Genomic DNA, 25,926 nt, shown 5'->3' with positions numbered 1-25,926 from the left:
GCCACCGGAAACGGTCCGAATCTAGGATTTCTCCCGGTGCCAACAGCACGGGGGGTGTGGTGGCTGGGCGGTTGGCGGAAAGGTTGTCCGTCGCAAGGGATGAGGCGTTCGTCGGCCGGCACGCCGAGCTGGTGGCCTTCCAGGCGTCGCTGGCGGGTGCCCCCGGCGCCCATCCGGTGTGGTACGTGCACGGCCCGGGCGGCATCGGCAAGTCGATGCTGCTGCGGCGGTTCGCCGTCGAGGCCCGGGCGGCCCGACGAATCGTGGTGCAGGTGGACAGCGCCGGCATCGACCCGTCGCCGGCCGGCTTCACCGCAGCCGCGTACGCCGCACTCAGCGGGGTCCCCGCGGTGCTGCTGGTCGACACCTTCGAGCGGTGCCAGGGCCTGGAGGGCTGGCTACGCGACCGCTTCCTGCCGCAGATCCCGGACGCGGTCGTGGTGGTGGTCGCCGGCCGGCGGCCACCGGACCGCGAGTGGGCGGCCGACCTCGGCTGGTCCGATGTCCTCCGGGTGGTCGCCGTCGAGGACCTGCCGCCGGACGCGGCGACGGAACTGCTGCGCCGTCGTGGGGTCGTGCCGGAGCTGTGGGACGCCGTCCTGCGCTTCGCCGGCGGACACCCGCTCGCGCTGAACCTGGCCGCGGCGGTCGCCGTCGGTGATCACGCGGCGGCGACCTGGACGCCGACCCCCGACGTCGTCGCGACGTTGCTGCACCAACTGGTCGGCGAGGTGCCGTCGCCGTTGCACCGGTTGGCGCTGGAGACCTGTTCGCACGCGTTGACCACCAATGAGGACCTGCTGCGCGCCGTGGTCGGCGGGCCTGCGGCCGAGCTGTTCGCGTGGCTGCGCCAGTTGCCGTTCGTGGAGGCCGATTCGGACGGCGTCGTCCCGCACGACGCTGTCCGCAGCGTGCTCGACACGGATCTGCGCTGGCGGGATCCGCACGGCTACCGGATGATGCACGCGCGGGTCGCCGCGCATCTGCTGGACCGGGCGCGCGCCGCGAGCGGCGACGCCGTACTGCCTACGGTCCGGTCGCTCTATCACATTCTGCAGGACAGCGCGGTGATGGCGCCGTTCGCGCTGCGGCGTGGCAGTGGCGCCGTCTACCCGGACCAGGCGCGTCCCGATGACCACACCGAGTTGCGGAGCCTGGCCCGACAGGCCGACAGCGGGGACGAGCTGGTCGGCTTCTGGCTGGAACGCCAGCCCGAGGCGTTCGACGTCTATCGCTGGTCCCGGGACGGTGCGATCGCCGGCTTCCAGGTGACGCTGCGGCTGACCGGCCCGGACGCGCGGGAGGTCGCGGCCGATCCGGTGGTCGCCGCCGCTTGGGCGTACGTGGCCGCGGCACCGCCCCGGTCCGGCGAGCACATCCTGCTCACCCGGTTCGGCTACCCACCTGCGGACCAGCGACGGTCCGCCGTCCGTGACCTGATGCACATCCGTACCCTGCAGTGGTGGATCCGGTCGCAGCGATTGGCCTGGTCGTTCCTGACCCTGGCCGAGGAGGCCGTCGGAATCGCCGAGTTCATCGACCATCGGCCGATCCGGCCGCGACCGATCATCGACGGACGGCCGTACGACCTGTACGGGCACGACTGGCGGGCGGTGCCGGTCGACCTGTGGGCCCGGCGGGTGACCGCCTGGCCACTCGCCGGCCCGGCGACGCCGGACGCCACGGCACCCGAACGGACGGTACTGTCCCAGCCGGAGTTCGACACCGCGGTACGGGCCGCGCTGCGCCACCTGCATGCTCCGCAGGAGCTGCGTCGCAGCCCGCTGATGCGCAGCCGGATGGTGGCCGAGCGCAGCACCGGACGCGGCGCGAACGCCGATTCGCCCACGGTGCTACGCACGCTGGTCGCCGAGGCGGTCGACACGTTGCGTCAGGACCCCCGGGACGCCAAACTGCATCGGGTGTTGCTGGCCACCTACCTTGCCGGCCCCACCACGCAGGAGATGGCCGCCCGGCTGCTCGGGTTGCCGGCCAGCACGTACAAGCGGCATCTGCGTGCGGCCATGGACCGGGTGTGTGAGCTCCTCTGGCGCCGCGAGTCATGAGACGCCCAGCTACGGGTCGGAAGGTCGCCGCCACCACCGGGCCGGGTCAGCCGTGCACCTCACGGTCCCACAGGATGTCGCTGATCCGGTCCAGCGCCCGGCTCAGGTGCCGGCGGTAGGTGCTGAACGGCAGCCCGAGCCGCTCCGCGGCGGCCTCCTGGGTCGGCGTGCCCTGCAGGAACGTGGTGACCAGCACCCGATACAGCCGGACGTCGTCGCGGAGGCTGTCGATCACCGCGCCGAGCATGCCGCGCAGCGCGTCACCCGGGTCTGTCCCGCATCGGTCGGCTATCGCCCGGGTACGGGTAAGCGGATTGGCGGCGAGTTCGTCGGGACGGCGCCAGGCGCGGATCGCTGAGCGGACCGCCGCGTCGAACTCCGGGCGGGACAACACGAGCAGCTGCGCACCGGCCGGCGCCGGGCGTGGCTGCTGGCCGTAGAGCAGTTGCTGCTGGTTGTGTGCCAGCCACTGCATCAAGGGGGTGATTCGCCAGTCGTGGAAGAACAGGTGGGAGGGATGGTCGCCGACCTGCAACACCGTGCGTACCGGATGATTGTCGAAGTAGGCCAGGTGCTGACCCCAGAATTCGACGTCGCGCAGCACCAGGTAGTGCATGGCCAGGCCCTTGTCGTGCAGAAAATGCGCCAGTAGCCGCGTCTGCATCAGGTCCGCGACCGACGACGGCCGCTGGTACGCGGGTGGATGGACCATGAACCGCGCGAGCCCGATATGTTCACCGCCACGCAGTGGCGCGGTCGACCGGCAGTGCTGCCAGGCAGCCGCGACCACCGGGTCGACGTCCAGTTCGACCGGATCTGGTTCGGACAGGCTGAGCCAGATCATGAAGGCGATCACCGAATCGGTGGCGGTGCTGCGGTAGACGCGGCACGCCTCGGGTTGACGGTCGAGCCAGTACTCGACGATGGCGGCGGACTCCGGTCCTTCCGCTTCGGCGGCGAGAGCGAGCACCGCGAGCCGGTCACCTGGCCGGTACGGATCCTCGTAGCCCGCGTCTGCCCTGGCCAGCGCGAAGTAGCGGCGGACCGTCTGCGCGTGTCGCTGCAGGTACAGCATGGCACCGACCGTCGGCAGCACCGCCGCGCCGGTGGCTGCCAGCGCCTGGTCCAGCAGGTAGCCGTGCAGCCTACGGTGCATGGATTCGTAGCGTTGCGGGTCCCGCCAGCGCAGGTCGTCGTTCAGCGCGTCCCGGACGACGTCGTGCGGGTACAACCCGCGGGCGTCCGACGCGACGAAGGGCAGTTCGCGCAGCCACGCGAAGTACGGTCCGGGATCGCAGTCGAGTGCCGCCCGCAGCAGTCCTTCGGTGGTGGTCTGGGCATGTGCGCAAATCTCCAGCGCGTACCGGTGCTGCGGCGACGGGGTCTCCCCGATCAGCTGGGTGAGCAGGCTTTCCACCACGCTCTGGCTCGGTCGCCAGGAGGTCGTGGTGGACAGCTCGTGCGTCACCGCGACCTCGGCGGCGAGCCGCAGTGCCAGCGGATGCCCGCCGGCGAAGTCCAGCACCGGCCCGTGCAACTCGGGTGGCACCCCACGGCGGGTCAGCAGCGCCACCGCACTGTCTCGGGACAGGTCACGCAGCGGGACGACTTTCAGCAGATCACGCCAGGCCGGATCGGCTCGCCATTGGGGTCCCGGGCCGCCGCGTCCGGCGAGGATCACCGGTACGGACTCCGGCAACCGGGGCAGGAAGCGGTCTCGCAGCCAGTTCTCCAACCCTTGGCAGTGCTCGAACGAGTCGACCAGCAGCACCGCCGAGTCGTCGGTCAGCGTGTCCCGGGCGGCGTGCTCGAACCGGGCCGGCGACTGGTCGACCGCACGGCCATCGACATGCACCACTCGCCGTCCCGCCGCAGCCGCCTCGTCGCTGAAGTACCGCAGCAAGGTGGACTTTCCGATGCCGCCCGGTCCATGCAGGTAGAGCACGCTGAAGGGCTCCGGCGCATGGTTGAGCGCCTGTCGGAGCAGCGCGAGTTCGGCCGTACGGCCGACGAAGTGGTGCTCCCGGGTCTGTCTCAGCCGCTGGCCCAGACTGGTGGTGCCTTCGCCACATCCGGCGGTCACGGATCGATATTCTAGTGAGTCCGGTTCGCCATCATCTGCCCGGTCCGCTCACCGCCCTTGCAGGGCGTCCAGGGCATCACCGCCCTTGCAGGGCGTCCTGGCCGAGCGGAAGCTGCACCGCGACCATGCGTGACGGCACTCGGTGGGGAGACCGGTTCGATACCGAGGTCACCGTCAGCGGGGCGACGAACTGGACGGTCGTCATCTCGGTGACCCCGCCGCAGCAGGTCTCCGCGACCTGGAGCGGGTCACCGAGCTGGGACTACACCGGCAACGTCATGACCATGCGGTCGAACGGCAGCGGCAACGTCTTCGGCTTCACCACGATGACGAACGGCAACTGGAGCAGGCCGCGATTGTGGTCCTGCACGGCGTCGTAGCGCCGGCACAGCCAACGTCGATTCCCCACCCCGCCGGTGGTGGCCTCCTGGCCGCCACCGGCGGATCGTGTGGCTGGATCGATCCCATGGCTGATTCACCCGCCGTCAGGTCAGGCTCGCCCGCTGCTATGACACTTCCGGCGCCCTTTCGGCGCATATTCTGCAGTGGCCTCCACGCTACTTTCCGTACACGCTTCTGGCGTGCCAGAACCGGAAGGATCAATGGCGCATGTGGCCTATCAGACAGAAGCGGTCCTCCGGAGGGCCCGAGTCCGCCTCGCCGACCCCCGATCCCTCGCCGACGCCCGACCCACAGTCTCCGCTCACCGAGCAGGCGACGGCACCGGGCTCCGACGACAACGACGACAACGACGCCGCAGCCGCACCCGAACTCGTCGACAGCCAGTGGATGCACCACGCCCGCGCCTTCGCCCAGACCAGCTTCTGGACGGTAGCCCGCCGGCTGCCCGGCATCGTCACGGAGGCCATCCGGCTCGCCTGGGAGGTGAGCCGGTGGGACACGGTGGCGGCGATCGGCTTGAACATCGTCGCCGGGACGATGACCACCTTCGGCCTGCTCGCCACCAGCAACGTACTGCAGGAGTTGTTCGCGTCCGGGCCCACTCCGGACCGGATCGCCGCAGCGACCCCGGCCCTGGTGCTCGCCGCGACGGCCGTCGCGGCCCGCGGCGGGCTCACCATCGCCGCCGGCTGGGCGCAGGCCCGGCTGACGCCCCAGGTCACCTACCGGGCCGAGTTACGGCTGTTCGAAGCGACGACGTCGGTCGAGCTGGCCGCGTTCGACGACGCCGGGTTCGCCGAGGAGATGGACCGGGCCCGTAACCGTGGTGCGGCGGAAGCCGCCTCCATCGTCGACAACGCTGTCAACCTGACCACCGGGGTGGTCGGTGTCGCCGCCACCGCCGTCGCGGTCGCCGTCATCGAGCCGCTGCTCCTACCCTGCCTGCTGCTGGCCGCCGTGCCGTCGGCCGTCACCGCGATCCGGATCGCCCGACGCGAGTACCTTGCCATGCTGGCCCGGATCACCGGCCACCGCCGGATGTGGATGCTGGCCAGCCTGCTGGCCAACCGGCACACCGCGGCGGAGATCCGGTCGTTTCAGATGCGCGATTTCCTGCTCGGCGAGTATCGACGTACCACGTCCGCCGAGACCCGCGCCGAGCTGCGGCTGGTCCGGTCCCAGACCGGCACCCGGCTGGTCGGCAGCACGATCGGCGGTGCCGCCACCTTCGTGGTGTACGCCGTACTCGGCGGGTTGCTTCTGATCGGTGCGGTGCCGCTGGCCGCAGCGGCCACGGCGATGATCGCCCTGCAGGCCGCCGCCGCCAACCTGGACACCGCCATCTACGCGACCAACGCCCTCTACGAGGACGCCCTCTACTACCGCGACTTCCAAGGCTTCCTCGACCGGGCCGCACGGCGTACCCCGCGAGGTGGTGCGCTGCCGGTCGACTCGTTCGACGAGATCACACTCGACCGGGTCAGACTGAACTACCCGGACACCGACCGCCCAGCGGTCGACGAGGTGAGCCTGACCCTGCGCCGCGGTGAGGTGATCGCTCTCGTCGGCGAGAACGGCTCCGGCAAGTCCACCCTGGCCAAGCTGATCGCCGGGCTGTACCGACCGAGCAGTGGCACGATCCGCTGGGACGACGTCGACACCGCCGACATGGATCCGGACCAACTCGCCGCGGCAGTGGCGGTGATGAGCCAGGACTGGTGGCGGTTCCCGTTCACCGCCGGGCAGAACATCGTGGCCGGCCGGCACGACCGGCACGGTCGGCCTGGTCCGTCCATGGTGGACGCGGCGACCGCCGCCACCGCCCATGAGATGATCGAGAGCCTGCCGCGTGGCTACCGTACGCTGCTCGACCGCATGTTCCGCGAGGGCCACGACCTCTCCGGCGGCCAGTGGCAGCGGCTGGTCGCGGCGCGCTGCATCTACCGGGACGCGCCGCTGCTGATCTGCGACGAACCGTCCGCCGCCCTCGACGCGCGCGCGGAACACGCGCTGTTCCAGCAACTCCGGCGGCGGTCGGACCGTACGGTCGTCCTGATCACCCATCGGCTGGCCAACGTCCGCCAAGCCGACCGGATCTACGTACTGCGGTCCGGGAGGTTGGTGGAGTCGGGCACGCACGAGGAACTGTCCGCCGCAGGTGGGCTGTACCGCGAGCTGTTCGATCTACAGGCCAGCGGATACGTCGACAGCCGCGTCGGATAATTGCCCGGTGACCGCTACCACCTCGTCACCAGTTCCAGCTCCGTCACCGCCATCGACCCCAGCGACCGGGCCACGACCCGGTGCCGTGCTGGAGGCGGTGCTGGAACGGATCACCTACGCCAACGAGGAGACCGGCTACACCATCGCCCGGGTCGCCACCGACCGTTCCGGCAACGACCTGCTCACCGTCGTCGGCTCGCTGCTCGGCGTCCAGCCCGGGGAGAGCCTGCGGCTGGTCGGAAGGTGGGGGTCACATCCCAAGTACGGCCGGCAGTTCGAGGTCCACTCGTACACCACGGTGCTGCCCGCCACCATCCAAGGCATCGAGCGATATCTCGGTTCAGGACTGATCAAGGGTATCGGCCCCAAGATGGCCGGTCGCATCGTCGCCCACTTCGGTGCCGACACCCTGCGCGTGATCGAGGAGGAACCCGGCCGGTTGATCGAGGTGCCCGGCCTCGGCCCGAAGCGGACCGCGATGATCGGCGACGCCTGGGCCGAGCAGCAGGCGATCAAAGAGGTGATGATCTTCCTGCAGGGTGTCGGGGTCTCCACGTCGCTCGCCGTACGGATCTACAAGAAGTACGGCGACGCGTCGATCTCGGTCGTGCGCAACGAGCCGTACCGGCTCGCCGCCGACGTCTGGGGCATCGGATTCAAGACCGCCGACACGATCGCCCAGGCCGTCGGTATCCCGCACGACAGCCCCGCCCGGATCAAGGCGGGCATCCAGTACACCCTGTCCGAGGCCGCCGACAACGGTCACTGCTACCTGCCGGAACCCAACCTCGGCACGGACGCCGCCGGCATCCTCGGGGTCGGTATCGACCTGGTCCGTGCCGCCCTCGTCGAACTGGCCACCGACGAGGGCGTGGTGTGCGAGGCGGTGCCGAACCCGAGCAGCGAAACCGGCACCATCCCGGCGGTGTACCTGGTGCCGTTCCACCGTGCCGAGACCTCCCTGGCCGGCAGCCTGCTGCGGCTGCTGCACAACCGGGCCGACCGGCTGCCGGCCTTCGCCGACGTGGCCTGGGACCGGGCGTTGGCCTGGCTGCGTACCGTCACCGGCGCCGATCTCGCCCCCGAACAGGAACAGGCGGTCCGGCTCGCGCTGACCTCGAAGGTCGCGGTACTCACCGGTGGACCCGGTTGCGGCAAGTCGTTCACCGTCAAGTCGATCATCGCGCTCGCCGCCGCCAAACGAGCCAAAATCATTCTGGCCGCGCCGACCGGCCGGGCCGCCAAGCGGATGACCGAACTCACCGGGCACCCGGCCGCGACGGTGCACCGGTTGCTACAGCTACGACCGGGAGGTGACCCGACGTACGACCGGGACAACCCGATCGACGCGGACCTGATCGTCGTCGACGAGGCCTCCATGCTCGATCTGATCCTGGCCAACAAGCTGGTCAAGGCGGTCGCTCCCGGCGCCCACCTGCTGCTCGTCGGCGACGTCGACCAACTACCGTCGGTCGGCGCCGGCGAGGTGCTGCGCGACGTGCTCGCCGCCCCCGTCGTCCCACAGGTCCGGCTGACCCGCATCTTCCGCCAGGCCCAGGAATCCGGAGTGGTGGTCAACGCGCACCGGATCAACGCCGGTGAACTGCCGCGTACGACCGGGGAGTTCGACGATTTCTTCCTCTTCCCGGCCGACGAGCCGGAGGCGGTGGCCGACCTCGTCGTGGACATCGTCGCCCGGCGGATCCCGCGCAAGTTCCGCATCCCGGCCCGCGACATCCAGGTACTCACCCCGATGCACCGCGGCCCGGCCGGCGCCGGCAACCTCAACATCGCTCTGCAGGAAGCGCTGGCACCGCAGCGCGACGACCGGCCGGAACGGCGGCAGGGCGCCCGCATCTTCCGCATCGGCGACAAAGTCATCCAGATCAGAAACAACTATGACAAAGGCACCGCCGGGGTCTTCAACGGCACGATCGGCATGGTCACCGCGATCAGCACCGAGGATCGCAAACTGACCGTGCGCACCGACGAGGACGAGGACATCGACTACGAGTTCGACGAGCTGGACGAGTTGCAGCACGCGTACGCGATCACGGTGCACCGCTCGCAGGGCAGCGAATACCCGGCCGTGGTGATACCGGTCACGATGAGCTCGTACACGCTGCTACAGCGCAACCTGCTCTACACCGCGGTCACCCGGGCCAAGCAACTCGTCGTACTGGTCGGGGCCCGCAAGGCGATCGCGATCGCGGTCCGGACGGCCGGCGCCGGCCGTCGCCACACCGCCCTCACCCACCGGCTGCTGCCGGACTGACGCCCGCCCATCCATCCGGCGCTGGCTGCCGCTCACCCACCGGCCGCTGCCGGGCTGGCCCGCCGGGCACGGCCCCGGCCCCCGCCGGCCCGGGCCTCGGTGGTGGCGACCCGGCCGCCCTGCGCCGGCACCCGCTGGCGGGCCCCCGGCCGCCAGGTCCGGCCGTTGGCGTAGACGATCCGGAAGCCCAGGTACGCCGCCAACGGCGCCCAGTGCGACGAGCCCATCCGCAGCTCGGCCGCGTTGTTGTACACCCCGTTGGCTAGTACGTCGAGCAGCACCGTCTCGAACGCCGCCGACTCCACCCAGTCGACCTCCCGGGTATAACCGCAGATCAGCGCCGCTCCGGTGGTGCTCAGAAACTCACGCAGCCGGACGTCGGAGGCACGCAACACCGAGCAACTGCCGAAGTACAGCCGCTTGCCCGCACACCGCCCGGCCATCTGGTCGGCCACGTCGTCCAGGTCCACCTGGTGCCGCTCGGTGAGGCAGAGCCGGGTCGGTTCGCCATGCATGGCGAAGAAGCCCACCCGGTAGTCGGCGTACTGGCGCAGCAGCCAACGGTCCAGGAAGTAGGCGAGTTCATCCGGCGTGGCGGCGTCCCGGTGGATGAACCGGATCCGGCTCAGCCGCTCCAGCAGTTCGAGCGTCGGCAGCACCGAGCCGCGCTCGTTGAGATCCCGATGCCACTGCCCCTCGATGCAGAAGACACCACCGCGCGCCACGCCACCCCCAACCGTCGGGCCCGGTCAGTGACCCTACCGCCGGTCAGGCCTGCCGTGTGACCTCCGATCGGGGTATGGCGAGGCGTACCACGCCGTCCTGGACCGCCGAAACCTGGTCGACACCGGCATAGCCGGCACCGGATGCCTCCCTTGTGCCGGCGACAGCCCCACCGATCTTGATGAACCCGGTACGCAGCAGCCGCGCCGCCACGTCAGGGGCGGTCGTCGGCTCGTCGCCCGCCTCCGGATGCGGCAACTGGTCGCCGATCTCGTCGCCCGGATCGACCTCGCCCTCGATCGCGACCGCGTTGGGGTCACCCCGCCGTACGAGTGTGACGGTGCCGATCGAGGCGCCCTGGACGTCGATCACCGACATCCCGGGCGTTATCCGGTCGATGGGGTCGGATGTCACGGATGTGTCGACGGCGCTCATGCCGGTCCGTTTCCCCGGCTCGGGAACGGGCAAACTTCGCTGCCAGCGACCTCACGCCACTCGCCTGGACCGCCGAGCAGACGCCGGACCGCGTCGTACGCGGCCTCTTCGTCGTCGTACTCGGCGAACCGGGACGTGCCCTCGGCACCACCTGAACGCGCCTCGACGAACCACTTGTCCGCGTCCGTACGGAGGAACACATCCCGCCGTGCCAGCCGACCCCAACTACCGTTCCACCAGTGCTTACGCTGCTCCACGCCGGGACTCTACCGAACACTTGTTCGAATATCCCACCCGGACGCGAAATCCTGGCGCGGCCGGGACCGGCGATGCGGCCGGTCGTCCCGCGTCAGTCGGTTTCCGGCCGCTGGTAGCAAGAACCGCAGGTCGGATCGTCGCAGCGGCGGCGACTGGGGGCAAGGGTGGCCACCGACCGCCCGGCGGGTGGCGGCGCCGGTCGGGCGAGGTCGGCGAGGGATCGATTGGGGGTCGCGCAGTCCTGGGAAGTGACCCCGGCAAGCTGCTCCATACGCCAAGTGTGACCTACGTCGCTTACGAATGCCGCCAGTTTTCAGCTACTGGGAGCAATGGATCAAGTACGCAGCATAACAGCCCGATCAGCGCTGACCCGGCCCGCCCCGACCCAGCAGATCGTCCGGTGCACTGCGTGGCGGTCCCGGCCGGGCTCCCACCACCAGCGCGTCACGGATCTCGGTGAGCAACTTGATCTCCTCGCTGGGCGCGGCAGGCGGGGGTTCCTCACCCCGACGACGCCGCTCGGCGAGCCGGTTCATTGGCAGGACCACCAGGAAATAGAGCACGGCAGCGGTGAGTACGAAGGTGATCACGGCGTTGACGAAGGCCGCCCAGTCGAACTCCACCCCGCGAATGGTGACCATCGAGCCACCGATGCCCTCGCTGCCGGTCAGCAGCACCGCCATCAGTCGGATGAACGGCTCCAGGAACGACTTGGTCAACTGGGTCACCACCGCGGTGAACGCCGCGCCGATGACGATGCCGACCGCCAGGTCGACCACGTTTCCTCGTAGTACGAAATCTTTGAAACCCTTGAACATGGGGGCACTCCCGGCAGCAGAGCGGATGTCAGCCGACAACCTAACCCGGCCGGGGTCGGTCCGCCGCCGCCCTTCCCGCGATCTTGGACGCCCACTCCCCGACGATCTTGGGCTGGTCGCGAGGATTCGCCGGAATCGCCGGTCGATAAGCCCAGGATCGCCGGGCCAGCCAGCCCGGAATGACCCCACCCCCGGCCGCGTTACACCCACCCGTACGACCACAGCAGCGGCCTGCCCCACCACCAGCCGCCCGCGAGCCACCCCAGGTCGTTACACATGGTCGCCGCCGCGGCACCGACCGCGCGCCCCCGCCTCCCGGGCCCCGCACCCGCACCCGCACCCCGGTCGCCGCACCACCATCTGACCTGTCACCCGCCCCGCCCCGGCAGGGCACCCCCCGACACGGAAGGTGGACCCCCCATGAACACCACCACCACCATCACCACCACCCTGCGCAAGACCGCCCTCGGCATCGCCGGACTCACCCTCGCCGGCGGCGCCATCACCGCCCCCGCCCTCGCCGCCGACCACACCCCCCTCACCACCCACACCACCGCCCTCGCCACCACCAACGACAACACCGACACCACCACCCTCACCCCCCACGGCACCCAAGGCACCCAATCCCACATCGACCTCGACGACGAACAGACCACCAACGCCAAAACCATCATCACCACCACCAAGAAAGCCGGCATGAACCAACGCGCCGCCGTCATCGCCACCGCCACCGCCCTACAGGAATCCAAACTGGAAAACCTCGGCCACCTCGGCGACCGCAACGACCACGACTCCCAGGGCCTGTTCCAACAACGCCCCTCCTCCGGCTGGGGCACCGTGGAACAGATCACCGACCCCGAACACTCCACCACCGCGTTCCTGGACGCCCTCAAACAAGTCGACGGCTGGCAGGACATGGCACTGACCGACGCCGCCCAGACCGTCCAGGTCTCCGCCTACCCCGACCACTACGCCCAATGGGAAACCCAGGCCGCCGAACTCGTCGCCACCCACTGGAACAGCTGACCCGCGACAGGACAACGCGAGGGCCGGACCCCGACACCGGGGTCCGGCCCTCGACGCGTATCCGGAAGACGCGTGCACCGGTCCGGCCAAGGACGTGTGCCGGTCCGACCGAACCGGTATCGGCTGGGACTCGCCCGGCGTCAGTCAGCGGTGAGGTAGGTCGCCGCCTCGTGGGCGGCCCGCTCCGGGTCACCGTCGCGGATCGCCGCTACCAGCCTGGCGTGGTCGACGTGCCGGTCAGGATGTAGATGCGGACCGACCGCCTCGGCAACCGTGGCCCGCATCGCGGCCTCGATCGACGCGTAGAGTTCGGTGAGCATCTCGTTGTGCGCGGCGGCCATGATCGCCTTGTGCAGGGCGACGTCAGCCGCCACGAACTTGTCGAGTCCCCCCGAACGCCAAGCGGCTTCGCGTGCGGCGAGCGCGCTGTCGAGGGCGGCGAGATCGTCCGGAGTACGCCGGTGCGCGGCCAACCGTGCGGCCTCGACCTCGAAGGCACGGCGTACCTCCACCGTCTCGCGCCATTGCGCGGTCGCACACCGCCTGGCCACCGCGCCGGCCAGTTCGTCGGTCGAGACCACGTACGTGCCGGAACCTTGCCGGCACTCCAGAATCCCGGCGTGTACGAGGGCCCGCACCGCTTCACGGACGGTGTTACGACCGACGCCAAGTGCCTCGGCGAGACGTGGTTCCGTGGGAATCCGCGCTCCGATCGGCCAATCGCCGGCGGCGATCTGCTCCCGTAGTGCGTCGATCGCCTGCCGGACCAGGGTCTGCCGGGACCTACGGCCGGTCCCCGGTGGCATCGCTGCCGGCAGCGCTGGCGACGGTGTCATCGGTTACATCACCCGACCATAAATCATCCCATGATTTTAGGATGGACGGCATGACGCCGCCAACCGCCCTCGCCAACCGCTCCGGTCACGCTGGCGCCACCACTCGGTCGGACGGTGGCGGCGGTTGGGACGCGGCGGGCGCCGATCCGGTCCCGAGGTCCGGCACCGGACCTCGGGACGGCACGGTGCTGGTGCTGGTCGCGATGCTGCTCGTCGCCCTCAACCTGCGGCTCGCGATCACCAGCCTCGGCGCGCTCCTCGACGAGATCCGCATCGGGATGGCGCTGTCCGGGCTGCTCGCCGGCATCGTGACCACGCTGCCGGCGCTGGCCTTCGCCGCCGTCGGATCGACCACCCCGTGGCTGGTCCGTCGGTTCACGCCGGCACGGCTGCTGGTCGCCTCGATGGTCGCCCTGACAGCCGGGCAACTACTCCGGGCGGCGACGAGCGACGCGTGGCTGTTCGTGCTGACCAGCGCGGTGGCGCTGGCCGGGATCGCGGTCGCGAACGTGCTCCTGCCGATGCTGGTACGGCAGTACTTTCCGCAACGTATCGGGCTGGTCACCGGCGCGTACACGATGTCGTTGACGATCGGGGCCGCGGTTGCCGCTGGTGCCGCCGTGCCGATCGCACATGCCGCCGGCAGTTGGCGGGTCGGGCTGGGCTTCTGGGCGGTGCTCGCCGTCGCAGCCGCGTCGCTGTGGGTCCCGATCGCCTGGCGGCTCCGGCCGGTCCTGACCCGACGGCGTCCGGCCGGGCCACGCCCGGCCGGCTCAGTCACCCGAGCCGGATCACCCGACAGCCGAACCGGATCACCGGACAGCCGAGCCGGATCACCTGGGCGGCTCGCCCGGCACGACGGCCGAGCCGCCCTTCGTCCGGGGCGGACCCGGCTGGGCTGGCTGATGGCCGCGTTTTTCGGTGCGCAGTCGTTCAGCGCGTATGCCCTGATGGGCTGGCTGGCCCAATTGTTCCGTGACGCGGGCTTCCGACCCGCGACAGCCGGCTTGTTGCTGGCCGGCGTGACCGCCGTCAGTGTGCCGGCCGCGCTGGTGATGCCGGCGTTGGCGAGCAGGATGACCAGCTTACGGCCGTTGGTGCTCGGCACCGCGACAGCGTCGGCGCTGGGCTACGCGGGGCTGCTGCTCATGCCGTACGAGGGTGCACTGGTCTGGATGGTCCTGCTCGCGCTGGGCCAGGGCACCTTTCCGATGGCGCTGGCCATGATCGGGCTTCGGGCCAGGACCGGTGCCGGCGTCGTCTCGCTGTCGGCGTTCGCACAGAGCATCGGCTACCTGATCGCGGCGTCGGGACCACTCGCGATCGGGTTGGTCTACGTGGGTACCGGCGGCTGGGCGGCCCCGATCGGATTGCTGTTCGCGGCGCTGCTGGTACAAACGGGTGCGGGATGGGCGGTGGCCCGCCCGCGCTGGATCGAGGACGAGCCCGGCATCACCACGACCGCCGCCGACCGTACGCCAACGGCAGTTACCGCGCGATGATCGGCGCGGATCAGTCGGTGGGGGCGGGTAGTGGTGCGGCGACCGCCTCGTCGACCGTCGGGAAGGTCTGCAACACCTCGACGAGACCGCTGACCTCCAGGATACGGAGCACCCCGCGTTGCGGGGCGGCCAGCCGGACCACCCCGCCCGCCTCGTCACAACCGTTCTTGGCCCGTACGAAGACCGACAGCCCGGTGGAGTCACAGAACGAGACGTCCGCCAGGTCGAAGACCAGCTGACTGCGGCCTTTGTCCAGCAGGTCGGTTATCTGGTCCTGCAGCTGGGGCGCGGTGGCCATGTCCAGTTCACCGCCTACCGAGACGATGACCACGTCACCGCGCTGCTCCGTCTGTACCGTCAGGGACATTCGCGACCTCCAGCCATTGGCTCGAACGGTACTCCACTCGCTGTCGTCCGTGCAGGACTGGGAGTTTGTCGTCCACGCCACCCTAATCTGTGCCGGCTCACTGACCGGACAAGCCCACCCGGTCGAGAATCCAGGCGGTGACGAATGCCTCCTCCTGCCACGCGTCGTAACGGCCGCTCGGCCCGCCGTGCCCGGCACCCATTTTGGTCTTGAGCAGGTAGGACCCGTCGGGCGCGAGCGCACGCAGCTTCGCGATCCACTTCGCCGGCTCGTGGTAGAGCACCCGGGTGTCGTTCAGGCCGGTGACCGCGAGGATCGGCGGGTAGCTGGCGTCGGTCACGTTCTCGTACGGAGTGTAGGAGCGCATGTACGCATACACCTCGGGATCTTCCAGCGGATTGCCCCACTCCTCCCATTCGGTGACCGTCAGCGGCAACGACGGGTCGAGGATGGTGTTCAGCGCGTCCACGAACGGCACCTGCGCGACCACCCCGCCGAACGCGTCCGGCGCCAGGTTGGCCACGGCACCCATCAGCAGCCCGCCGGCCGAGCCGCCCCGGGCGATCAGCCGGTCGGCCGTGGTCCAGCCGGTCTTGACCAGATGCCGGGCACAGGCCACGAAATCGGTGAAGGTGTTCTTCTTGGCCAGCATCTTGCCGTTGTCGTACCAGCGCCGGCCCAGCTCACCGCCGCCCCGCACGTGCGCCACGGCGAAGACCACGCCCCGGTCGAGCAGCGACAGCCGGGGGATCGAGAACCACGGATCCATGCTGATCTCGTACGAACCGTAGCCGTAGACCACGCAGGGCGCCGAGCCGTCGCGTGCGGTGCCGGCCCGGCAGACCACCGAGATCGGCACCTGGGTGCCGTCGTCGGCCACCGCCCACTCCCGGTGCTGCTCGTAGCCGGACGGGTCGTAGCCGCCGAGCACCGGTTTCTGTTTGCGCAGTGTCATGGCCCGGGTGACCAGGTCGTAGTCGTAGACCGAGTCGGGGGTGACCAGCGAGGTGTAGCGCAGCCGGATGGTGGTGGTGACGTACTCGGGGTTGCTGTCCAGGCCGACGCTGTAGATCGGTTCCGGAAAGTCGATGTCGAAGACGTCGGTGCTGCCGGTCGGCAGGACCCGCAGGCCGGTCAGTCCGTCGGCGCGTAGCGACACGACCAGATGGTTGGCGAACGCGTCGACCGACTCCAACCGGGTGCCGGGGGTGTGCTCGATCAGTGGAACCCAGTCGCCCGGTGCGTCCGCCGAGGTGTACGCGAGCGCGAAGTCCTCGGCACCGTCGTTGTGCAGGATCAGGAACCGGTGACCGTGGTGTTCGACCGAGTAGTCGACGCCCTGCCGGCGTGGTGCGACGACCACCGGCTGGGCGAACGGATCGGTCGCCGGCAGTGCACGCACCTCGCTGGTGGTCTTGCTGTGCGCGTCGATCAGAACGAACCGCTCGGAGCGGGTCAATTCAACGCCGACCCAGAATCGTTCGTCGTCTTCCTGATAGACGATGGCATCTGCGGCGGCGTCCGAACCGATTTGGTGACGCCAGACGCGGTACGGACGCCATGCGTCGTCCACAGTGAGGTAGAACAGCGCGCTGCCGTCGACCGACCAGGCACTGCCGTAGAACGTCGACGGGATCTCGTCGGGCAGCACCTCGCCGGTGGACAGGTCCTTGATCCGCAAGGTGAAGCGTTCGTCGCCGGTGAAGTCGGTGGAGTACGCCAGCCAACGGCCGTCCGGGCTGACGTCGAAGGTGCCCATGGCGAAAAACTCGTGACCCTGGGCCAGGGCGTTGCCGTCGAGTAGGACCTCCTCGCCCTCGATCGGCGTACCGTCGACAGTGGCTGGCGGTACGGTCCCACCGTCATGGATCCGCAACCGGCACTGGATGCCGTACTGCTGCCCCTCGATGGTGCGGGTGTAGTACCAGTGCTCGCCTTTTCGGGCGGGCACCGACAGATCGGTCTCCTGGGTCCGCTGTTTCGTCTCGTTGAACAGTGTCTCGCGCAGCGCGGCGAGGTGTGCCGTGGCACCCTCGGTGTAGGCGTTCTCCGCATCGAGGTAGGCGATGGTGTCCGGATGGTCCTTGGCCGCGAGCCAGGCGTAGTCGTCGACGACCGTGTCGCCGTGATGGGTGCGTTCGGTAGGGACACGCTTGGCGGCGGGCGGCGCGGTTGGCTGGGTCGTCACCCGGCCACGGTACCGCCAGAAGGCCTCCCACCGGTCGACGTGGCACGGCGGACCGCCCCCCACGTCGATTAGAACATGTGTACGATTGCCGGGGAGGTGACGCCATGACCGACGGGCAGCCAGCCGGTAAGCAGCCCACGGGCAGCCAGCCCACGGGCAGCCAGCCCACGGGCAGCCAGGCCGGTAGCCGGCAGGCAGGTGACCGACGTTCGGGTGATGCGACGACGAGTGCCCTGGTCGATCGATTGTCCGCTATCTGCGGGCCAGGTTTCACCCGGCCGGCCAACGACGACGACGCGGTAGCTACGGTCGGTCCACGGTGGGTGGTCGCGCCTGGCACGGTCGGCGCGGTCGCCGACGTGCTGCGCCTGTCGGCCGACCGGGGCCTGGCGCTGGTGACCCGTGGTTCCGGCAGCAAACTCCATTGGGGATCTCCGCCTTCGCATGTCGACATCGTGCTGGAGACCGGTCGGCTCTGCGGGGTGTGGCACCATCCGCCCGGATCGACTCTCGTCCAGGTCGGCGCCGGCACTCCGGTACGTGCCGTCCAGCGGACGGTCGGGCGCACCGGGTTACGGATTCCGATGGACCCACGCTCCACTTCGGCGACGGTCGGTGGGGTGGTCGCGGCGGACGAGACGGGCCCGCTGAGCCACCGGCACGGTCCACCCGGCCGGCACCTGGTCGGGGTCGACTACGTCGATGCCACCGGGAACCTGGTCCGGGCAGCGCCGGGGACTGACGACGGGAGCGAACTGCCCCAGCTGCTCTGCGGCTCGCAGGGAGCGCTGGCGGTGCTGGTGTCGACGACGGTGCGGCTCCTGCCGGTGCCGGCCGACCGGCTCTGGGTCCGACGCCAGGTGCACACGCCGTACGAGGTACGCGATCTCGTCGGCGAGTTGGTCGTCGCCGGGCTGGAGCCCGCCGCGATCGAGCTGGACCTGCCCGGCGACGTCGAGCCGCGCACAGATCCCACGGCTGCCGGTCCGCCCGAGCGCCACCGGCAGCGGCCAGGCCTGCTCGCGGTGCTGTTCGAGGGGACCTCCGAGCAGATCCGTCGGCGGGCCGGGCGGGCCGCCGGCCTGTTGGCCGCCGACGCCAGCATCGCCGCGCAGCCGCCGTCGTGGTGGCGGCGCTACCCGTTCGCCGCCGGCGATGTCGCCATCCAGCTCGACGTACCAGCGGCCCATCTGCACTCGGCGCTCTACGCCCTGCGCGACGCGGCCCGGACCCGGGTACCGGTGCGCGGTGCCGTCGGCACCGGGCTCGTGCATGCCGCGCTGCCCGGTTCGACGCCTCCCGAACAGGTCGACGCGATCCTCGGCGCGGTCCGTGCGGTGCTGCGCGCGCATGGCGGCAACTGCGTGGTACTGGACGCACCCGCACCGGTACGCCGGGCGGTCGACATCTGGGGCGAGGTGCCCGGACTGGCCCGCCTGCGCGAGCTGAAACAGCGATTCGACCCGCACCGGCGACTGGCACCGGGACGCCTCACGGGCGGCCTGTGAGATGTCCGGCGGCCTTGCCCGGCCGGGCGGATTCGGCTGGCCGGACAGACGCGACCGGACGCACGGCCGGATCGTTGCGTACCACCAGGATCGCGATGTCGTCGCGGGGCGCTTCGGTGGAGAAGTCCAGCGTCGTGGTCCGTAGCCGGGCCGCCACCACCTCGGCCGAGAAGCCGGCGAGCGGTGCGGCGGCACGGCGCAGCCGCTCCGGGCCGAACAGTTCTCGGTCGTTGCGCCGCTCGGTCACCCCGTCGGTGTAGAAGACCAGGGAATCGCCTGGATTCAGGGGCAACTCCACCGACGGGGCGGCGATCGTCTCCAGCAGGCCGAGCGCGGTGCCTCCGGCGCCCACGAAGCGGGCCCGGCCGTCGCCGCTGATCAGCACCGGCCGGTCGTGTCCGGCCAGATGCAGACGGACGTCGAGCCGGCCGTCGCCGGTCGCCCCCACCGCGGCCATGGCCAGCGTGCAGTAGCGCCCGCCACCCCGCTCGACGAGCGTGTCGTTGAGCCGGGCCAGCACCTCGGGCAAGGTCTTGCCGTCACGCACCAGCACCCGGATCACGTCGCGTACCAGCCCGGTCACGGTCGCCGCCTGGACGCCCTTGCCTGACACGTCGCCGACGACCACCAGCCACCGGCCGTGTGACAACGGCACCACGTCGTAGAAGTCGCCACCGACCTGGGCCGCGTCCCCGCTGGGCACGTACTCGGCGGCCAGCCCGATCCCCGGCACCGTGGGCAGCACCGGTGGCAGCAGCGACTGCTGCAGGGTGTGCGCCACCCGTCGACGTTCCTGGTGGATCCGGGCGTTGTCGATGGCCAGAGCGGCCCGTCGGGCCACGTCCTCAAGCACCGCCACCTCGTCGGGGTCGTGCCGGTGTTGCTGGTGCCGGCCGACGGCGAGGGTGCCCAGCCGTTGCCCGCGGGCGACCAGCGGCACCGCGAACCCGTCCATCGGCGCGCCCAGCGGGATCTGCGAGCCGCTGCGGGAGGCTTCCCGGAGCCGGGCGAGAACCGAGTCCGGCCCGCTCTCGCGCAGCGTGGCGTGCAACTGGGGAAGCACCGTCTCGTCGGCGTGGATCGCGGCGGCCAACTGCAGTTGTCCCCACTCGTCCGCGGTGTGCACCGCGCACCACTGGCCGAGCCGGGGCACCACGAGTTGCGGGATCAACGCCATCGTCAGATCGACGTCGAGTGAGTGGGCGAGCAGTTCGCTGGCTTCGGCGAGAAAGGTGAGCCAGGTCTGTCGGCGCCGGTCCGCCTGGCGCAGCCGGTCGTTCTCCAGATGCAGCGACAGCCGCTCGGCGACGAGGCTGGCCAGCGGCCCGGCGTAGTCCGACGGTGCGGCGTCGAGTTCCAGCTCGCCGGAGTACGGGCGGTGCACGGTGAGCGGGACGCGGAGCAGCGTTTCGCCGGATCGGGGCGGCCGGCCGTACCGGGCGAGGATCTGGGTGCCGCGCCCATCGCCGCGGTCCAGCCGTACCGCTGCGCCCGCGGCACCGACCAGCTCGGCGACCCGGCCGAGCAGTTTCGCGGCCAGGTCCGCGAGTGGGTCCTCGGCGTGCGGCTCGGGACCGGCCTGCATCAACGACGCGATCGTGCCGGCGCTCGGCGCGGCCAGGGGCTGCCGGGTGAGATCCGGCTCGATGGGGGCCCGCTCCGGTGTGTCGCCGGCCGGTCCGGCCGGGTCGGGTGCCACGGCGTTGGTTCCGGTAGCGGAGCCGGACCGGTCGAGCCGGAACCAGACCCCTTTGCCGGTCGGCAGATGCGTAGTGCCCCAGCGGCTGGCGAAATGATCGACGAGGAGCAGACCACGGCCGCGCTCGGAGACCTCGGATATCTGCTGCCGCTCGTTGCGGGGCAGCGCGGCGACCTTCTCGATCGGCCCGGCGACGAAGTCGGTGACCGTGACGGTCAGCCCGAGCGGGTCGGCGGTCACCTCGATGATCAGGTCGGTGCCGGCGTGCACCACCGCGTTCGTCGACAGCTCCGTGGTCAGCAGCAGGGCCTCGTTCAGCAGTTCGTCGAGTGCGGCATCGGACAGAACGGACCGCACGACGGCCCGGGCAGCGGCGGGGGTACGCCGGTCGGCCGGTAGACGCACCCGACGGACATATTCACCCTGAGTAGTTGCTACGGTACGCTCGGCCCTTCCTGACACCTGCCAGTTCCTCCGATCGCCTGGCCCGTATTGCTGTCATGCACCTCGCATCTGTCACGGTAGTCGAGCAATGATGAGGTCAGCCCACTCCCTGAGCTGAGCGAGGAGCCATGACCAGCGCGAAAGAGCTGCCTATCGCCCACCGGCCGGCCACGGACGAGGCCGCGCTGCTCGCCGAACTCGCCGAGGCGCTGCGCCGGGTCGGGCAGGGCGATCTGAAGGTACGCCTACCCAGGCGGGTCGGCGTCGCCGGCGAGGTGGCGGATGCCTTCAACGAGGTGGTCTCCCTGCAGGAACGCCAGCACCTGGATCTGCGCCGGATCAGCCGGATCGTGGGTCGCGACGGCCGACTGACCGAGCGCCTCGACGAGGAGGGCTTCGGCGGGGCGTGGGCGGACAACCATCGGGCGATCAACGCACTCATCGACGACCTGGGCCGGCCGACCACCGAGATCGCCCGGGTGATCCGGGCGGTTGCCGAGGGCGACCTGTCCCAGCACATGGAACTGGAAATCGACGGGCAGCCGCTACGTGGTGAGTTCCTGCGCATCGGCCGCACGGTGAACACGATGGTGGGGCAGCTCTCGTCGTTCGCCGACGAAGTCACCCGGGTCGCCCGCGAGGTCGGCACCGAAGGCAAGCTCGGCGGCCAGGCACAGGTCAAGGGCGTCTCCGGCACCTGGAAGGACCTCACCGACAACGTCAACTCGATGGCGTCCAACCTGACCCACCAGGTGCGGTCGATCTCCCAGGTGGCGACGGCGATGTCCCGTGGCGACCTGTCGCAGAAGATCACCGTGTCGGCCAAGGGGGAGGTCGCCGAGCTGGCCGACACCATCAACATGCTCACGGACACGCTGCGGCTGTTCGCCGAGCAGGTGACCCGGGTGGCCCGCGAGGTCGGCACCGAGGGCAAACTCGGCGGCCAGGCCCAGGTGCCGAACGTCGCGGGCACCTGGAAGGACCTGACCGACAGCGTCAACTCGATGGCGTCGAACCTGACCGCCCAGGTCCGCAACATCGCCCAGGTCTCCACCGCTGTCGCCAAGGGCGACCTGTCGCAGAAGATCACCGTCGCGGCCCAGGGTGAGATCCTCGAACTGAAATCGACCGTCAATACCATGGTGGACCAGCTGTCCTGGTTCGCCGACGAGGTCACCCGGGTGGCCCGTGAGGTGGGCATCGAGGGCAAACTCGGCGGCCAGGCACAGGTGCGAGGTTTGTCGGGGACGTGGCGGGACCTCACCGAGAACGTCAATCAGCTCGCCGGCAACCTGACCTCCCAGGTGCGTAACATCTCCCAGGTCTCCACCGCCGTGGCCAAGGGCGACCTCTCCCAGAAGATCACCGTCGACGCACGCGGCGAGATCCTCGAACTCAAGTCCACGGTGAACACGATGGTGGACCAGCTGTCGCTGTTCGCCGACGAGGTCACCCGGGTCGCCCGCGAAGTCGGCACCGAAGGCAAACTCGGCGGCCAGGCACAGGTCAAGGGCGTCTCCGGCACCTGGCGCGACCTCACCGACAACGTCAACTCGATGGCCTCCAACCTCACCAGCCAGGTCCGCAACATCGCCTCGGTCACCACCGCCGTCGCCAAGGGCGACCTCTCCCAGAAGATCACCGTCGACGCACGCGGCGAGATCCTCGAACTCAAATCGACCGTCAACACCATGGTCGACCAGCTGTCGTCGTTCGCCGACGAAGTCACCCGGGTCGCCCGCGAAGTCGGCACCGAAGGCAAGCTGGGCGGCCAGGCACAGGTCCGTGGCGTGGCCGGGACCTGGCGCGACCTCACCGACAACGTCAACTCGATGGCGTCGAACCTGACCGCCCAGGTCCGCAACATCGCCCAGGTCTCCACCGCGGTGGCCAAGGGCGACCTGTCGCAGAAGATCACCGTCGACGCGCAGGGCGAGATCCTGGAGTTGAAGGACACCGTCAACACGATGGTGGACCAGTTGTCGTCCTTTGCCGACGAAGTCACCCGGGTCGCCCGCGAGGTGGGTACGGAAGGCAAGCTCGGCGGCCAGGCACAGGTCAAGGGCGTCTCCGGCACCTGGCGCGACCTCACCGACAACGTCAACTCGATGGCCTCCAACCTCACCAGCCAGGTCCGCAACATCGCCTCGGTCACCACCGCCGTCGCCAAGGGCGACCTGTCGCAGAAGATCACCGTCGACGCGCAGGGCGAGATCCTGGAGCTCAAGTCCACGGTGAACACGATGGTGGACCAGCTGTCGTCGTTCGCCGACGAAGTCACCCGGGTCGCCCGCGAGGTGGGTACGGAAGGCAAGCTCGGCGGCCAGGCACAGGTCAAGGGCGTCTCCGGCACCTGGCGCGACCTGACCGAGAACGTCAACCAGCTCGCCTCGACGCTCACCACCCAGCTGCGGGCGATCGCCCAGGTGTCGACCTCGGTGACCCGCGGCGACATGACCCAGCACATCACCGTGCAGGCGCAGGGCGAGGTCGCCGAGCTGAAGGACAACATCAACCAGATGATCGTCACTCTGCGCGACACCACCAAGAAGAACGCCGAGCAGGGCTGGTTGGACTCGAACCTGGCCCGCATCGGCGGTCTGCTGCAGGGTCAGCGCGATCTGGTCGAGGTCTGCCGCATGATCATGAACGAGGTGACGCCGTTGGTCGACGCGCAGCTCGGTGCCTTCTTCCTCGTCGAGGTCGAGGAGGGCGTGATGCGGCTGCAACTCACCGCCGCGTACGGGTACGTGGCCCGGAATCACAGCGTCACCTTCGGCCCCGGCGAAGGACTGGTGGGACAGGCCGCGGTGTCGCGGCGAACCATCCGGGTCGGTGCCGGCTCCACCGGGGCGCTCACCCTACGGTCCGGGTTGCTGAACATTCCGCCCCGCGACCACGTGGTGCTGCCGGTGCTGTTCGAGGGCGAGATGCTCGGAGTGATCGAGTTCGCCTCGGTCGCCGCCTTCTCCGATCTGCACCTGGCCTTCCTGGAGCGGCTGGTGGCGACGATCGGCATCGCGGTCAACACCATCCAGGCCAACAAGCGGACCGAGGAACTGCTGGCCCAGTCCCAGCGGCTGGCCAACGAGATGCAGGCTCAGTCGGCCGAACTGCAACGTACCAACGCCGAGCTGGAGGACAAGGCACGGCTGCTGTCCGAGCAGAAGGGCAACATCGAGACCAAGAACCGGGAGATCGAGCTGGCCCGCATCGGTCTGGAGGAGAAGGCACAGCAACTGTCGCGCGCCTCGGCGTACAAGTCGGAGTTCCTGGCCAACATGAGCCACGAGCTGCGGACGCCGCTGAACTCGCTGCTGCTGCTGGCCCGGCTGCTCGCCGACAACCCGGACGCCAATCTCACCGAGAAGCAGATCGAGTTCGCCAAGACGATTTACAGCGCCGGCTCCGATCTGCTCTCGCTGATCGACGACATCCTGGACCTGTCGAAGATCGAGGCCGGACGGATGGACGTACAGCCGGCGGAGGTGCCCTTCGGTGAGATCCGGGGGTACGTCGAGCAGGCGTTCGCGCCGCAGGTCGACGAGAAGGGGTTGCGCCTGCAGGTCGAGGTGACCCCGGATCTGCCGCCGGCGATCGTCACCGACGCCCAGCGGTTGCAGCAGATCCTGCGGAACCTGCTGTCCAACGCGGTGAAGTTCACCGACCACGGGTCGGTGACGTTGCGCATCGGTCCGGCCGCCGACGGCGTGACGTTCGACCAGCCGGCGCTGACCACCGCCGAGCAGGTGGTGGCCTTCACGGTGGTCGACACCGGGATCGGCATCTCCGACGACAAGCTCTCGCTGATCTTCGAGGCGTTCCAGCAGGCGGATGGGACGACCAGCCGCCGCTACGGCGGCACCGGGCTGGGCCTGTCGATCAGCCGGGATCTGGCCCGGCTGATCGGTGGCGTGATCACCGTGACCTCGACGCCGGGCGAGGGCTCCACCTTCACCCTGTACGTCCCGGACGTACTCAACACCGACGCGGTCCTGCCGCCGGCGCCGTTGCCGCCGTCCGCACCGATCCGCACCGCGCTGCCGCCGCTGAGCCGGCCGATCGAGGTGGACCGGCCGGACCCGCCGGCCACCCGGCGACTGGACGGGGCGACGGTGCTGATCATCGACGACGACGTCCGCAACGTCTTCGCGCTGACCAGTGCCCTGGAACTGCACGGGATGACCGTTTTGTACGCGGACAACGGCGTGGACGGGGTGCGTAAGCTCGCCGAACGGCCTGAAGTCAACATCGTGCTGATGGACGCGATGATGCCGGACCAGGACGGGTACGAGACGACGCGGGTGATCCGGCGCAACGAGCGGTTCGCCGATCTGCCGGTGGTGTTCCTGACCGCCAAGGCCATGCCGGGCGACCGGGAATCCGCACTGCAGGCAGGTGCCACCGACTACATCACCAAGCCGGTTGATCTGGATAGATTGATAACCCTGATGGTTACCTGGATCAACGCGGCCGATCGGATCAACGAGGGCAAGGAGTCCAGCGCATGACCAGCGGACCGGCCAGAGTGCTGCTCGTCGACGACCGGCGGGAGAACCTGCTCGCCCTGGAGGCGATCATGCAGGGGATGCCGGTGCAGACCGTGGCGGTGGAAAGCGGCGAGGCTGCGCTGAAGCAATTGCTGGTGGACGACTTCGCGGTGATCCTGCTGGACGCCCAGATGCCGGAGATGGACGGATTCGAGACGGCCAACCACATCAAACGCCGCGAACGTACCCGGCATGTGCCGATCCTGTTCCTGACCGCGGCGGACCGCGACGCGCAACTCGCCCTGCGCGGCTACGCCGTCGGCGCGGTCGACTACCTGATCAAGCCGTTCGACCCGTGGGTGCTGCGGGCCAAGGTCGGCGTCTTCGTCGACCTGTGGACGAAGAACCGGCAGCTGACCACCCAGGCCGACACGGTTCGGCAACGCGACGAGCAGTGGCGCACGCTGTGCGCCGCTGTCGACAAGGCGATCGAGCGGTTGCGCGCCACCGACGAGGTGGACCCGGCCGAGGTGGCGGATCTGCTGGAGACCGCCCGGTGGGGCGGGGTGAACGGCTGACCGCC

At 69.7% G+C, this 25,926-nt stretch carries 17 protein-coding genes and 1 pseudogene; 9 read left to right on the top strand and 9 right to left on the bottom strand.

From position 1 onward, the window contains the following. Window positions 1-83 precede the first annotated feature (83 nt). On the top strand, window positions 84-2,066 hold the full coding sequence (locus ACN27F_RS20280; protein ID WP_421435707.1) for an ATP-binding protein: 1,983 nt from the start codon (window positions 84-86) through the stop codon (window positions 2,064-2,066). A gap of 46 nt (window positions 2,067-2,112) precedes the next feature. Here ACN27F_RS20280 and ACN27F_RS20275 read toward each other — a convergent pair whose 3' ends face one another. Beyond that, window positions 2,113-4,149, bottom strand: coding sequence for an ATP-binding protein (locus ACN27F_RS20275; RefSeq protein ID WP_421435704.1), 2,037 nt, complete (start codon window positions 4,147-4,149; stop codon window positions 2,113-2,115). Window positions 4,150-4,274: 125 nt separating this feature from the next. Here ACN27F_RS20275 and ACN27F_RS20270 point away from each other — a divergent pair, with 125 nt between their 5' ends. The 3 genes from ACN27F_RS20270 to ACN27F_RS20260 all read left to right on the top strand — a co-directional run bounded on the left by ACN27F_RS20270 (window position 4,275) and on the right by ACN27F_RS20260 (window position 9,049). Beyond that, the gene (locus ACN27F_RS20270) at window positions 4,275-4,529 is read left to right on the top strand and encodes a hypothetical protein (RefSeq protein WP_421435701.1); all 255 of its coding nucleotides are present in this window, start codon (window positions 4,275-4,277) and stop codon (window positions 4,527-4,529) included. 229 nt (window positions 4,530-4,758) lie between these two features. Continuing rightward, window positions 4,759-6,774: an ABC transporter ATP-binding protein gene (locus ACN27F_RS20265; RefSeq protein ID WP_421435699.1), complete on the top strand. Its 2,016-nt coding sequence runs from the start codon at window positions 4,759-4,761 to the stop codon at window positions 6,772-6,774. A gap of 85 nt (window positions 6,775-6,859) precedes the next feature. Beyond that, window positions 6,860-9,049 carry an ATP-dependent RecD-like DNA helicase gene (locus tag ACN27F_RS20260; RefSeq protein WP_421440341.1) on the top strand — a complete coding sequence of 730 codons (2,190 nt, stop codon included), beginning with the start codon at window positions 6,860-6,862 and terminating at the stop codon, window positions 9,047-9,049. Between the two features lie 32 nt (window positions 9,050-9,081). Here the strand turns inward: ACN27F_RS20260 and ACN27F_RS20255 are convergent, their stop codons facing one another. The 4 genes from ACN27F_RS20255 to mscL form a co-directional block, all read right to left on the bottom strand. Then, entirely contained in the window at window positions 9,082-9,774 is a 693-nt protein-coding gene (locus ACN27F_RS20255; protein ID WP_421435696.1) for a DUF6642 family protein, read from the bottom strand. A 43-nt stretch (window positions 9,775-9,817) separates the two neighbouring features. After that, window positions 9,818-10,207, bottom strand: coding sequence for a hypothetical protein (locus ACN27F_RS20250; RefSeq protein ID WP_421435693.1), 390 nt, complete (start codon window positions 10,205-10,207; stop codon window positions 9,818-9,820). Then, on the bottom strand, window positions 10,204-10,464 hold the full coding sequence (locus ACN27F_RS20245) for a hypothetical protein (RefSeq protein WP_421435691.1): 261 nt from the start codon (window positions 10,462-10,464) through the stop codon (window positions 10,204-10,206). Before ACN27F_RS20245 ends, ACN27F_RS20250 begins: the two co-directional genes overlap by 4 nt. 360 nt (window positions 10,465-10,824) lie before the next feature. Then, a complete protein-coding gene (gene mscL, locus ACN27F_RS20240) occupies window positions 10,825-11,283 on the bottom strand; it encodes a large conductance mechanosensitive channel protein MscL (RefSeq protein WP_421435688.1) in 459 nt (152 codons plus the stop codon). 438 nt (window positions 11,284-11,721) lie between these two features. On the opposite strand from mscL, the gene ACN27F_RS20235 reads away from it, so the two are divergent. Next, window positions 11,722-12,309, top strand: a complete 588-nt coding sequence (locus ACN27F_RS20235; protein WP_421439873.1) for a hypothetical protein — start codon at window positions 11,722-11,724, stop codon at window positions 12,307-12,309. A 140-nt stretch (window positions 12,310-12,449) separates the two neighbouring features. On the opposite strand, the gene ACN27F_RS20230 is transcribed toward ACN27F_RS20235, so the two are convergent. Beyond that, window positions 12,450-13,145 carry a FadR/GntR family transcriptional regulator gene (locus ACN27F_RS20230; RefSeq protein WP_421435685.1) on the bottom strand — a complete coding sequence of 232 codons (696 nt, stop codon included), beginning with the start codon at window positions 13,143-13,145 and terminating at the stop codon, window positions 12,450-12,452. A 50-nt stretch (window positions 13,146-13,195) separates the two neighbouring features. Between ACN27F_RS20230 and ACN27F_RS20225 the strand changes: the two genes are divergently transcribed. Continuing rightward, window positions 13,196-14,647, top strand: coding sequence for an MFS transporter (locus ACN27F_RS20225; RefSeq protein WP_421435682.1), 1,452 nt, complete (start codon window positions 13,196-13,198; stop codon window positions 14,645-14,647). 10 nt (window positions 14,648-14,657) lie between these two features. Here ACN27F_RS20225 and ACN27F_RS20220 read toward each other — a convergent pair whose 3' ends face one another. Both ACN27F_RS20220 and ACN27F_RS20215 read right to left on the bottom strand, forming a co-directional pair. Then, window positions 14,658-15,014: an STAS domain-containing protein gene (locus ACN27F_RS20220; protein ID WP_421435680.1), complete on the bottom strand. Its 357-nt coding sequence runs from the start codon at window positions 15,012-15,014 to the stop codon at window positions 14,658-14,660. A 97-nt stretch (window positions 15,015-15,111) separates the two neighbouring features. Continuing rightward, window positions 15,112-17,202, bottom strand: coding sequence for a S9 family peptidase (locus ACN27F_RS20215; protein ID WP_421435677.1), 2,091 nt, complete (start codon window positions 17,200-17,202; stop codon window positions 15,112-15,114). Window positions 17,203-17,306: 104 nt separating this feature from the next. Between ACN27F_RS20215 and ACN27F_RS20210 the strand changes: the two genes are divergently transcribed. After that, window positions 17,307-18,710 (top strand): FAD-binding oxidoreductase, encoded by a 1,404-nt coding sequence (locus ACN27F_RS20210; protein WP_421435676.1) that lies wholly within the window; start codon window positions 17,307-17,309, stop codon window positions 18,708-18,710. Between the two features lie 70 nt (window positions 18,711-18,780). Here the strand turns inward: ACN27F_RS20210 and ACN27F_RS20205 are convergent. Then, window positions 18,781-20,871 (bottom strand): annotated as a pseudogene (locus tag ACN27F_RS20205) (SpoIIE family protein phosphatase); the annotation flags it as partial. 110 nt (window positions 20,872-20,981) lie between these two features. Here ACN27F_RS20205 and ACN27F_RS20200 point away from each other — a divergent pair. Beyond that, window positions 20,982-25,364, top strand: a complete 4,383-nt coding sequence (locus ACN27F_RS20200) for a HAMP domain-containing protein (RefSeq protein WP_421435673.1) — start codon at window positions 20,982-20,984, stop codon at window positions 25,362-25,364. Next, a complete protein-coding gene (locus ACN27F_RS20195) occupies window positions 25,361-25,921 on the top strand; it encodes a response regulator (protein WP_421435670.1) in 561 nt (186 codons plus the stop codon). Before ACN27F_RS20200 ends, ACN27F_RS20195 begins: the two co-directional genes overlap by 4 nt. Window positions 25,922-25,926: the final 5 nt, after the last annotated feature.

The sequence above is a fragment of the Solwaraspora sp. WMMB335 genome (assembly GCF_049179075.1).
Classification (GTDB): domain Bacteria; phylum Actinomycetota; class Actinomycetes; order Mycobacteriales; family Micromonosporaceae; genus Micromonospora_E.
The sequence above is the reverse complement of the archived record's forward strand: the minus strand, read 5'-3'. Positions and strand labels throughout refer to the sequence as shown.

What these genes read in the sequence shown, in the direction of transcription:
- ACN27F_RS20270 (WP_421435701.1), top strand. Translation starts at nt 4,275, where the DNA reads ATGCGTGACGGCACTCGGTGGGGAGACCGGTTCGATACCGAGGTCACC.
- ACN27F_RS20265 (WP_421435699.1), top strand. Translation starts at nt 4,759, where the DNA reads ATGTGGCCTATCAGACAGAAGCGGTCCTCCGGAGGGCCCGAGTCCGCC.
- ACN27F_RS20250 (WP_421435693.1), bottom strand. Translation starts at nt 10,207, where the DNA reads ATGAGCGCCGTCGACACATCCGTGACATCCGACCCCATCGACCGGATA.
- mscL (WP_421435688.1), bottom strand. Translation starts at nt 11,283, where the DNA reads ATGTTCAAGGGTTTCAAAGATTTCGTACTACGAGGAAACGTGGTCGAC.
- ACN27F_RS20230 (WP_421435685.1), bottom strand. Translation starts at nt 13,145, where the DNA reads ATGACACCGTCGCCAGCGCTGCCGGCAGCGATGCCACCGGGGACCGGC.
- ACN27F_RS20225 (WP_421435682.1), top strand. Translation starts at nt 13,196, where the DNA reads ATGACGCCGCCAACCGCCCTCGCCAACCGCTCCGGTCACGCTGGCGCC.
- ACN27F_RS20220 (WP_421435680.1), bottom strand. Translation starts at nt 15,014, where the DNA reads ATGTCCCTGACGGTACAGACGGAGCAGCGCGGTGACGTGGTCATCGTC.
- ACN27F_RS20210 (WP_421435676.1), top strand. Translation starts at nt 17,307, where the DNA reads ATGACCGACGGGCAGCCAGCCGGTAAGCAGCCCACGGGCAGCCAGCCC.
- ACN27F_RS20200 (WP_421435673.1), top strand. Translation starts at nt 20,982, where the DNA reads ATGACCAGCGCGAAAGAGCTGCCTATCGCCCACCGGCCGGCCACGGAC.
- ACN27F_RS20195 (WP_421435670.1), top strand. Translation starts at nt 25,361, where the DNA reads ATGACCAGCGGACCGGCCAGAGTGCTGCTCGTCGACGACCGGCGGGAG.